This is a genomic window from Chryseobacterium sp. Leaf404, from assembly GCF_001424145.1.
Classification (GTDB): domain Bacteria; phylum Bacteroidota; class Bacteroidia; order Flavobacteriales; family Weeksellaceae; genus Chryseobacterium.
Genome location: NZ_LMQM01000011.1, coordinates 79,328 through 90,509 on the forward strand (window position 1 = coordinate 79,328; position 11,182 = coordinate 90,509).

The following is an 11,182-nucleotide window of genomic DNA, read 5'->3' on the forward strand; positions in this document are numbered from 1 at the left end:
ATTTTAAGATCGATTTCGTTTTATTTATTTTAACTGTTTGCCGCCCGCTTGACTTTTTCTGATTATTTTTTTTCCAGATTTTGGTTTAATCCCCTTTTTAAATCTCAAAACCACGCCGGAAAGTGCAGGAAGATTAATGCTTATTGTGTGTTTTTTGTCTTTCCACTCTTCCTCATCTTCACTGAAAATATTGGCTTTTACTCCGCTACCTCCATATTTTTCATCATCAGAATTGAAGATGACTTCCCATTTTGAATTTTCATCCACTCCAACTTTGTAATCAATCACTCTTGGGGTTAAATTCAGAATAACCATTAAAATATCGTCTTCTTTTTTTCCTTTCCGCAAATAAATATATACAGAATTTTCTATATCATCTGCTTCCACCCATTCAAAACCGTAAGAATTAAACTGGTTTTCGTAGAGGGCTGTTTCTTCTCTGTATAAATGATTCAAATCTTTCACCGCTGTCTGCAAACCTTTGTGCACATGATGTTCCAGCAGATGCCAGTCTAAACTTTGTGTAAAATTCCACTCGCTGGTCTGCCCGAATTCGTCTCCCATGAAAAGCAGTTTTGCTCCGGGATGTGTATACATATAGATAAACAATGCCCTGAGATTGGCAAATTTCTGCCATTCATCACCCACCATTTTGTAAATCAGACTTGCTTTTCCGTGTACCACTTCATCGTGAGACAGAGGCATCATGTAATTTTCATTATTCATGTATGCAGAAGCAAAGGTGAGCTTGTGGTGCTGATATTTTCTGTTGATGGGATCTTCTTTAAAATATTTAAGTGTATCGTGCATCCAGCCCATCATCCATTTCATCCCAAACCCTACCCCGCCGTCATGTACAGGCTTTGTGAGCATGGGAAAATCTGAACTTTCTTCAGCTATGGTCATAATAGACTCTCCGAACTCTCCGTACACGGCAGTATTAAATTCCTGAAGAAAAGTTTTTGCTTCAAGATTCACATTAGTTCCAAAAATATTCGGTTCCCACTCTCCTTCATTTCTAGAATAATCGAGGTGAAGCATCGATGTTACGGCATCCACGCGCAATCCGTCTGCATGATAACGGTCCAGCCAGAACATGGCGTTTGAAATCAGAAAAGATTTCACCTCATTTCTTCCATAATTAAAAATATAGGACTTCCAGTCTGGGTGAAAGCCTTTTCTGGGATCTTCGTGCTCATACAGGTAAGAGCCGTCAAAACGGTGCAGACCATTGGCATCGCCTGGAAAATGGGACGGAACCCAATCGAGAATAACTCCAATATTATTTTTATGAAGTTCATTGATCAGAAACATCAGATCCTGCGGAGATCCGAATCTTGATGTTGCGGCAAAAAATCCTGTAATCTGATAGCCCCAGCTTGGATCATAAGGATATTCCATCACAGGCATAAATTCTACATGTGTAAAACCCATTTCCAGAATGTATGGAACAAGTTTTCCGGCTACGTCGCGGTAGTTTAAAAACTGTTTTGGATTGTCTCCAAAACGCAGCCATGAGCCAATGTGCATTTCGTAAACAGAAACCGGAGCATTGAGACTGTTGTTTTTCCACCGGTTCTGCATCCATTCACTGTCATCCCAATCATAGTACGTTGTTGAAATAAGTGATGCTGCCTGACGGTTCTGTTCCCAACTGAGCGCATAAGGATCACTTTTTTCCAAAATTTCACCCTGAAGAGTTTCAATGGCATATTTATATAAAGTTCCCCAGGAAAGACCGGGAATAAAGCCTTCCCAGATTCCGGATTGATCCCAGCGCGGAAAAAGAATCATATCCTTAGAGTTCCACCTGTTAAAATTACCAATAACTGAAACTTTTTTAGCAAAAGGCGCCCATACAGAAAAGTACACCCCTTTTACCCCATCTTTCTCTACGGAATGTGAACCAAACCTCTCATAAAGTTTGTAATGCTTGCCTTCCTTGAAAAGATAGATATCTTGCTCAGTGAAAAGTGAATGATTTTGTACAGAATTCATCGATTATGTTTTTCCTCCAGACATGTAAACCGGAAATCCGGCTCTGTTGCCATTCTCCAAAATACAGAGATTGTAGTAAATATATGAAAAATATCCATTCAAAATCATCTGCTGAGAAAATTTTAATTTTAAATTTAGTTTACACGTTCGGATTTGTCTTGATGCAAATACTGTTCAATTTGTGTTAAATGTCAAGACATTTATTATTAATGTTGGAATTATCTCTTTCATTGCTTATTTTAAAAAAAGTTTTTATAAATTTAAATAACTAAATTTTTTATACTCTACATGATTTTTAATTTAAAGACACATAAAGATGATGACAGGCCCATTTACATTACAGGCAACTTCAACAGCTGGAATCCTAAAGATCCGAAATTCCGGCTTTGGAAGAAAGAACCCAGACTTTCAGTTATAGAAATCAATGACAGCCTCCTCCCAGACGTGATTGAATATAAATTTACCAAAGGAGGATGGGAAAATGTAGAACTGGACGAGTACGCAAATATTACCCTAAACCGCAGAATTGAAAAAAGTAAAATTCAGTCTGAAGACGAAGTTACGAAATGGCGTTTCAACTGGGGACCTTTTAAAAAAGAACTCTACCCCATTGCAGAAATAATCTCTGAAGAATTCTACATTCCGCAGCTTGACAGGTACCGTAAAATCTGGGCACTGCTTCCCCATGATTATTATTCCAGCAAGAAAGACTATCCTGTTTTGTACCTTCAGGATGCACAAAACCTTTTCAACGAAGGAAGCCCTTACGGAAACTGGGAAATTGATAAAAAACTGTCTGTGCTTGCTGAATACGGGCGTGGCGACGTGATTGTAGTGGCCATAGAACACGGAAGTGAAGACAGAATCCGGGAGTATATTTTTGACAATGACAGCGTGGCCAATGGCTCCGAAGGTAAAAAATACATCCGTTTTATAACAGATACTTTGAAACCTTATGTAGACGCCCATTACAGAACAAAGAAAGACCGTGACAACACGGGAATCGGTGGCAGCTCTTTAGGTGGCCTGATAAGTATTTACAGCGGTTTTCTTTATCCTGAAGTATACTCTAAACTGCTTATTTTCTCGCCAAGTCTTTGGGTAGAACCTAACAATAATTTCCCAATGATGAATTTCAGAGTTCCTTTTAAAACTAAAATTTATCTGTATGGTGGGGAAAAAGAAGGTTCCAAGATGGTCAACAGAATTAATGTTTTCGAGCAGTATCTAAGACAGTGGGAAGAAAAAAACCTTTTTGATTTTGAATTTAAAACCAATATCAATCCTGATGGAGAGCATAAAGAATTCTATTGGTCGCAGGAGTTTCCCAGAGCTATTGAATGGCTTTTTTACAATAACACAGAAAACCCTGTAGAAGTGGCGCCTCATCAGGATTAAATTAAATAAATTATGAAACTGATTAATAAAAAAAACAAAAAATATTCTCAGATTTTCCATCTTTTCACAGAAGAAAACTGGAAAGAAAGCTCAAAACACTTTAGTAAAAATATTGATCTTTTATTTTCCGGGAAGAAAAATGAAGTTCACATTCAGGCCAGCGAAGACAGTATCTTATTTCTTATAGGTCTGGGCAAATCTGGAGCAGCAGATTTTGAATTTCAACAGGTGGGACAAAAATTTTCTCAGACTCACAAAGAAAAAATCCAGGGAGCTCCTACACAAATCATTTCTGAAAACATCAGTGAAAAGCAATTTGAAGAGTTTTTTAAAGGATTATATTTGGGAACGTATTCTTATAATTCTGATCAATCACATGTCCTCTGGAGTGATAAAACAGAGATTCATTTTGAAAATTTCAGTCAGAAAAAATTAGACCACATCAGCTTAAACACAGCTGCTATCTGCGAAGGACAGTTTGCCTGCATGGAATGGCTGAATAAACCCGCCAATTACAAAAAAACCGATGTTTTAAGTTCGTTTTTAAAAGATCTTTCTAAAAAATACGATTTTAAATATACATCATTCAACAGAAAAAAATGTGAAGAACTTGGCCTAGGTGCTTATCTGGCAGTAAATCAGGGAAGCGAAAAGGATGCGGCATTCACTGTTTTGGAATATAAAACAAAATCGAAAAATGCCAAAACCGTAGGCCTTATTGGAAAATGTGTAACGTTTGACACAGGCGGAATATCCATCAAAGCATCAGACAATATGCATTATATGAAATCTGACATGGGTGGAGCAACAGCAGTGATAGGAGCCTTAATCTATGCCGCTGAAAAAGCTCTTCCAGTGAATATCGTCGCCATTTTGCCCATTACAGACAACGCTGTTTCGGAAAATGCATATCTTCCAAGTGACGTCATCAAAGCATACAACGGTAAAACTATAGAAGTTCTTAACACTGATGCAGAAGGAAGAATGACTCTGGCAGATGCACTTTCCTATATGTCTAAGAATTACAGAACTGACGTAATGATAGATCTCGCAACACTCACAGGAAGCAGCGTGAGAATGTTTGGAGATACCTGCGGAGCGATGTTTTCAAACAATGAAAATCTTAAAAATTTATTACTGAAAACAGGTGATAAAACCAATCAGAGACTTTGGAATCTGCCACTCTGGAATGTTTGGAAAGACGATTTTAAATCTGATGTTGCAGATGTGAAAAACATTTCAATGAAACCTATTGGAGACTGCATCGTAGCCGCAAAATTCCTTGAAGAATTTATTGAAGGTCATGAAAATTGGGCGCATCTTGATATCGCTGGCGTAGCATTTGGAAATACGGGATATTCAAAAGAAAAGGCAGCAACGGGGTACGGCGTACAATTATTAGCTGAAATAATTGAAAAATATCAATAAAAATTAGTTTTTTTGAAAAAATATCCTTAAACTTGATAAGTAATTTACAAAATCACACCGTATAAGTAATTTACTTAATAAATTTCAAACGATTGTTTGAATTCATTTTCGATATGTTACCAAAACCTGAAAAACACTATATGCAAGAGAAAACGATTGTTTGTATTTCCTGTTATTACAAAGGATATGATTTTATGGAGGAAATGCAGAACCTTGGAAATAAGGTCATCCTAATAACTTCTCAAAATCTCAAAGAAAAAGACTGGCCTTGGCATGCTATAAGCGAAGTTTTCTACATGCCAGAAATTAAGCCGTCGGTTTGGGATCTCGATCATTTGGTACAGGGATTTTCGCACCTGATGAAAACACGCAAAGTGGATGCCGTGATCGCATTGGACGATTATGATGTGGAGAAAGCTGCTCTTGTGAGAGAAACATTCAGAATTCCCGGGATGGGACAGACTACACACCGCTATTTTCGCGATAAACTCGCCATGAGACAAAAAGCAAAAAGTTCAGGGATTGATGTTCCGGAATTCACTGCTATTTTTAACGACGCTGAAGTGGCTGAATTCGCCAGAAAAGTTCCCGCGCCATGGGTTTTAAAACCAAGATCCGAAGCTTCTGCAAGCGGAATTAAAAAATTGAAAAGCGAAGACGAACTTTGGAACGCCCTGGAAAACCTCGGTGACGAAAGACACCTTTTTCTTCTGGAAAGCTTCAAGCCTGGTGATGTCTATCATGTAGACAGCCTTACATTCAATGCCAAAACGGTTTTCACATCTTCATCCAAATATCTGGCACCTCCAATGCAGGTTTCGCACGAGGGCGGAGTTTTCAGAACGAGAACTTTAGGAAGATATTCTGATGAATTCAAAGCTTTGGAACTTGCCAATGAAAAAGTTCTGACCAATTTTGGACTGCAGAACGGAGCAACACACACAGAATTTATCCGTGGAAAGGAAGATGGAAAATGGTATTTTCTTGAAACGTCTTCCCGTGTGGGCGGAGCTCATATTCCGGATATGGTGGAGGCTTCAAGCGGCATCAATATCTGGCACGAGTGGGCAAAAATAGAAAATGCACTTTTAAAAGGTTTAGACTATTCAATTTCAAAGCCCACGGGATATTACGCAGGTTTGATCATTGCTTTAATTAAAGAAAAACATCCAGACTATCAGTATTTCGAATCTGAAGAAACGGTGAAATTTTTACCAATTGATTACCACGTAGGAATTGTGTATAAATCCGCAGACTCTGATGTAATACAGACAAGACTAGACGAAACTGCAGACAAAATTCATGCAGAAATGCTGAGTATTATTCCGCCAAAAGACAAACCGACTTCCTAATCAAATTATAAACTTTTTTCAAATAATACAACTTATGCCGCAAATCACGCATACAGACTACTATTCTCATATCTTAGGAACAAGCCTTCAGGTGGAAGTTACCGGGCATTTTGGTTACCCAATTATCATGTTTCCAACTTCACAGGGTCAATATACACAAAACCACGACTTTCATTTAAACGGAAGCATCGACTGGTTTGTAGATAACGGAAAAGTGAAACTTTATAATATCCAGACCATCGATGGATGGAGTTTTTACGATAAAAACATTTCTCCACAGCAGAGAATAAAAAATTATGAACTGTACGTTCAGTTTCTCTTAAAAGAATTTGTACCTTACATTCAGAAAATGCATCAGACACACCGTGTTGCCGTTGCAGGAGCCAGTTTCGGAGGTTACCATGCTGCGAATTTCGCCTTCAGATTTCCTGATTTGGTTTCTCATCTATTCTGTCTTTCCGGTGCATTCAGTATAAGAAATTTTATGGACGGATATAGTGACGAACTGGTTTTCTTTAACTGCCCCAGAGAATTTGTGCGTACAGATGAAGCCTGGAAGTACAAACACATGCACATCGTTCTGAGTACATCAGACGAAGATATCTGCAAAGACAAAAATATTGAAATGGCAGAAATATTAAGTTCGAAAGGAATTAACTTCTGGTATGATGAGCAGAAATGGATCAACCACGACTGGCCACTCTGGAGAATGGTATTCCCCACATTTATCGGGCGCTTCTTTTCTTAAAGCAATTAAAATCTAAACAAAAAATAAACACATTAACAATTTTATTATGGCAAAAAAAGTAGGAATTCTATTTGGTATGGAAGACACATTTCCGTGGGCATTCATCGATAAGGTAAACGAATTGGGTAAAGGAGAAATCGTTGCAGAACCCGTAATGATAGACAAACTTGAGCAGGGCGTTGATTACGGATATGCGGTTATCATAGACAGAATTTCTCAGGATGTCCCTTTCTACAGAGCATATCTTAAAAATGCAGCTTTAAACGGAACGTATGTAATGAATAACCCTTTCTGGTGGAGCGCAGACGAAAAGTTCTTCAATAATGCACTGATGTCGAAGCTGGGTATCCCGTTACCGAAAACAGTTTTGCTTCCATCACACGAAAGACCGAGCAACACCTCTGAAACTTCATTCAGAAACCTGAAATTCCCTCATGACTGGGATTATATTTTCGATTACGTAGGATTTCCTGCATACATGAAGCCTCACGACGGCGGAGGCTGGAAAAGCGTTTACAGAGTGGAAAGCCCAGAGGATATGTGGGATAAACTGTCTGAAACTGAACAACTGGTAATGATGGTTCAAGAAGAAATTGTTTTCGATGATTATTACCGAGTGTATTGTCTTGGTAAAAAACATGTTCACATCATGCCTTATGAGCCCAGAAATGAGCACCATTTAAGATACGCAACAACTCATCAGACTTCTGGTGCCAAACTTAAAAAGCTATTGAAAACCATCCACGATTATACTATAAAAATGAATGAAGCTTTAGGCTACGATTTCAACACTGTAGAATTTGCGGTAAGAGACGGAATCCCTTATGCTATCGACTTCTGCAACCCTGCGCCGGATGCAGATAAAAATTCTGTAGGTGAAGAAAACTTTAAATGGATTGTGGAAAACGCAGCAAAATTTGCCATCGAAAAAGCAAAAGAATATGTTCCTGGAAAACCTAATATCTCCTGGGGAACTTTTGTGAAGGATTCTGCGAAATAATTTAACCTCAAAAACACAAAAGTATGCACACATTCACCATAGGAATTGAAGAGGAATATCAAATCATAGATGTGGAAAGCAGAGATCTGATCTCTCACGTTTCCAAGATTATTGAGGGTGGCAAAGCAGTTTTAAGTGAAAATTTAAAACACGAAATGCACGAATCTATGATTGAAATGGAAACCGGAATCTGCCAGAATATTCAGCAGGCAAGAGAAGAATTAACAACACTCCGCAAACACCTCATTGCAACAGCGCATGAGCAGGGACTCCGTGTTTCAGGGGGAGGTACGCATCCCTTTTCAAACTGGGAGCACAATACCATCACAAACGGCGAACGGTACAACAAAATTGTGGACGACATGGGAGATGTAGCGCGCGGAAACCTGATTTTTGGTCTTCACGTTCACATCGGAATTCCCAACCGTGAGGAAGGTGTGAGAATTCAGAATGTAATGCGGTATTTTCTGCCTCACGTTTATGCATTATCCACCAACTCACCGTTTTGGATTGGAAGAAATACAGGATTCAAATCTTACAGACAGGAAATTTTTGTAAAGTTCCCAAGAACGGGAATTCCGAGTTATTTTAATTCTCTTTCGGAGTTTGACAGCTATGTAGATCTTCTGGTGAAAACCGGAACAATAGACAATGCTAAAAAAATATGGTGGGACTTACGTGTGCATCCTTTTTACCCTACAATAGAATTCAGAATCTGCGATATGCCGATGAGGATAGACGAAACCGTTTGTCTTGCCGCTATCATGCAGAGCCTGGTGGCGAAAATTTACAAACTGCATCAGCAGAATTTAAGTTTCAGAAGCTACAGAAGATTGCTATTGAATGAAAATAAATGGCGTGCTTCCAAAGACGGAATTGATGCTCATTTAATTGATTTTGGTAAAGAAGAATCCGTTCCTTACCGTGACCTTCTGAAAGAACTTCTTGAATTTATCGACGATGTAGTGGATGAACTGGGATGCCGAAAAGAAGTGGAATACGCATGGAAAATTATAGAGCACGGAACCGGCGCAGACCGCCAGCTGAAAGTACTTGAAGAGACAGGTGACCTGAAAAAAGTAGTGGATTACATGATTTCTGAAACAGAATTTGGTATCACGCACAGCGAAGCTGCTTTATAATAATTTTATAACTTTGTGCAAATTATGAAGTTATGAGAGAGCTAAGAATTGCATTGCTGGATATGAATAACAATAAGAAAAATCAGGGTTTTAAAAACATCCGTGAGATTTCTGAAAGTTTTAAAGCAAATTCTGAAGAAGAAATAAGCATCACCACTTTTGATATAAGACATCTGAATGAGATGCCAGCACTGGAAGATTTTGATATTTTCATTTCATCAGGCGGGCCTGGAAATCCGCACAGAGAAGGACATGAATGGGAAGAAAAATTTGCCGGTCTGCTGGATGGAGTTTTCAGTCATAACAAAGTTTCTGAAAACAAAAAGTATATGTTTCTGATCTGTCACTCATTTCAGATTGCGAGCATTCACTGGAAACTAGGGAATATTTGTGAAAGAAAATCCTATTCATTCGGTGTGATGCCGGTACACAAATCTGAGGAAGGTGAAACAGATTATCTACTTAAAAATCTCCCCGATCCTTTCTATGCTGTGGACTCAAGAGCTTATCAGTTTATTGAACCAGATCAGGAGAGGTTTGATAATTTGGGAATGAAAATTATGGCACTGGAAAAGTTCCGTCCGCACATTAACCTTGAAAGAGCAGTGATGGCGATTCGTTTTTCTGACGAGATTTTCGGAACTCAGTTTCATCCTGAAGCCAATCCTGAAGGAATGCTGGAAAACCTGAAAGATGAAGAAAACAAAATCGCAATGATTGAGAACTACGGCATTGAAAAATATCTGGAAACCTTAGACAGAATGGATGATGATGACAAGATAAAACTCACCCAGGCTCAAATTCTCCCAAGATTTCTGGAAGATTCAAAACAAAAAATTCTACAGCCGGAAACTGTTTAGAAATACAGCAAAATCGGGCAAAACGCCCGATTTTTTAATTTAAAGAAAAACATCACGGATGATTCCAAAGTACAGACAAAAATTTAACTCAGAATTTTCTGAAGAAAAGTATCAGAAAATAAACTCAATCTTAAAAGAAAAAAGTGGGATACAGACAGGATTTAAACTTTCTGAAAGTCCGGTTTTTTTAACTCTTGATTTTAAAAACAAACTCACAGACGCCAGCGAAAGCATTTTAGACCAGATCATCGCGATGTCTCCTGAGGCTTTACAGAAAGCAATTCCCGCAAACTGTAATGTTCCGAATGATACTTTAAAGCCTCATTTCTTCACAATAGACTTTGGAATCTGCAAAAACTCTGCTGGCGAAGTTGAACCTCAGCTTATAGAATTGCAGGCATTTCCTTCGCTTTACGCTTTCCAGAAAATGTATGAGGATGCATTTTGTGAAGTTTACCCGTTTCTCAATGAGTTAAAAAGCAAAATGAGCGATGAAGAATTTTTGTCACAGATGAAAAATCTGATCTTGGGAGACGAAAAACCTGAGAATGTAATTTTACTTGAAATTTATCCTGAGAAACAGAAAACAGCGATTGATTTTCTACTTACAGAAAACTATCTGGGCATAAAAACCGTCTGTCTGACCAAAGTTAAAAAGGACGGTAAAAAACTTTTTTACGATAACGATGGTAAGCTCACAGAAATCAAAAGAATATATAACCGTGTAATTTTTGACGAACTCGACAGAATTCCGGATCTGAAAACTGAATTTGATTTCAGAGAAGAAGTTGATGTTACCTGGGTAACACACCCGAACTGGTTTTTTAAAATTTCCAAATATCTTTTACCTCTTTTAAAGCATGAATATGTGCCCAAAAGCTATTTTCTGAATGAATTTCCGGAAGATGAAAATCTGGAAAATTTTGTTTTCAAACCTTTGTTTTCTTTTGCCGGGAGCGGTGTAAATCTTTATCCAACTCAAGAAATGACAGATCAAATCGCAGACAAAGAAAATTATATATTACAGAGAAAAGTAGAATACGCGCCGGTTTTTGAAGACATCAACGGGGAATTTTCACGTGCTGAAATCCGGCTGTTATACGTTTGGCAGGAAGATGAGGAGCGACCGGTTTTGGTTCAGTACCTTGTAAGAATGACCAAAGCAGAAATGGTGAATGTAGATTTCAATAAAAAAGATGCCATCTGGATTGGCAGTTCTCACGCTTTTTTTGGTGAGGCATAAAAAAAACGGGCGT

At 38.2% G+C, this 11,182-nt stretch carries 9 protein-coding genes; 8 read left to right on the forward strand and 1 reads right to left on the reverse strand.

What is annotated here, in order from left to right; all coding sequences use genetic code 11:
* Positions 1–24: 24 nt before the first annotated feature.
* On the reverse strand, positions 25–1,998 hold the full coding sequence (glgB, locus tag ASG31_RS10085; protein ID WP_056031638.1) for a 1,4-alpha-glucan branching protein GlgB: 1,974 nt from the start codon (positions 1,996–1,998) through the stop codon (positions 25–27).
* A gap of 288 nt (positions 1,999–2,286) precedes the next feature.
* Between glgB and ASG31_RS10090 the strand changes: the two genes are divergently transcribed.
* The 8 genes from ASG31_RS10090 to ASG31_RS10125 all read left to right on the forward strand — a co-directional run bounded on the left by ASG31_RS10090 (position 2,287) and on the right by ASG31_RS10125 (position 11,169).
* Positions 2,287–3,396, forward strand: a complete 1,110-nt coding sequence (locus ASG31_RS10090; RefSeq protein WP_056031641.1) for an alpha/beta hydrolase — start codon at positions 2,287–2,289, stop codon at positions 3,394–3,396.
* Between the two features lie 12 nt (positions 3,397–3,408).
* Entirely contained in the window at positions 3,409–4,824 is a 1,416-nt protein-coding gene (locus ASG31_RS10095) for a M17 family metallopeptidase (RefSeq protein WP_056031644.1), read from the forward strand.
* Positions 4,825–4,964: 140 nt separating this feature from the next.
* Positions 4,965–6,176, forward strand: coding sequence for an acetyl-CoA carboxylase biotin carboxylase subunit family protein (locus ASG31_RS10100; protein WP_056032564.1), 1,212 nt, complete (start codon positions 4,965–4,967; stop codon positions 6,174–6,176).
* Positions 6,177–6,210: 34 nt separating this feature from the next.
* A complete protein-coding gene (locus ASG31_RS10105; protein ID WP_056031647.1) occupies positions 6,211–6,924 on the forward strand; it encodes an alpha/beta hydrolase in 714 nt (237 codons plus the stop codon).
* Positions 6,925–6,970: 46 nt separating this feature from the next.
* The gene (locus tag ASG31_RS10110; RefSeq protein WP_056031650.1) at positions 6,971–7,924 is read left to right on the forward strand and encodes a RimK family alpha-L-glutamate ligase; all 954 of its coding nucleotides are present in this window, start codon (positions 6,971–6,973) and stop codon (positions 7,922–7,924) included.
* A gap of 23 nt (positions 7,925–7,947) precedes the next feature.
* Complete coding sequence (locus ASG31_RS10115) at positions 7,948–9,066, forward strand: carboxylate-amine ligase (RefSeq protein ID WP_056031652.1); 1,119 nt, start codon at positions 7,948–7,950, stop codon at positions 9,064–9,066.
* A 32-nt stretch (positions 9,067–9,098) separates the two neighbouring features.
* Complete coding sequence (locus tag ASG31_RS10120; RefSeq protein WP_056031656.1) at positions 9,099–9,926, forward strand: type 1 glutamine amidotransferase; 828 nt, start codon at positions 9,099–9,101, stop codon at positions 9,924–9,926.
* A gap of 58 nt (positions 9,927–9,984) precedes the next feature.
* Positions 9,985–11,169, forward strand: a complete 1,185-nt coding sequence (locus ASG31_RS10125; protein ID WP_056031659.1) for a hypothetical protein — start codon at positions 9,985–9,987, stop codon at positions 11,167–11,169.
* The last annotated feature ends 13 nt before the right edge of the window (positions 11,170–11,182 follow it).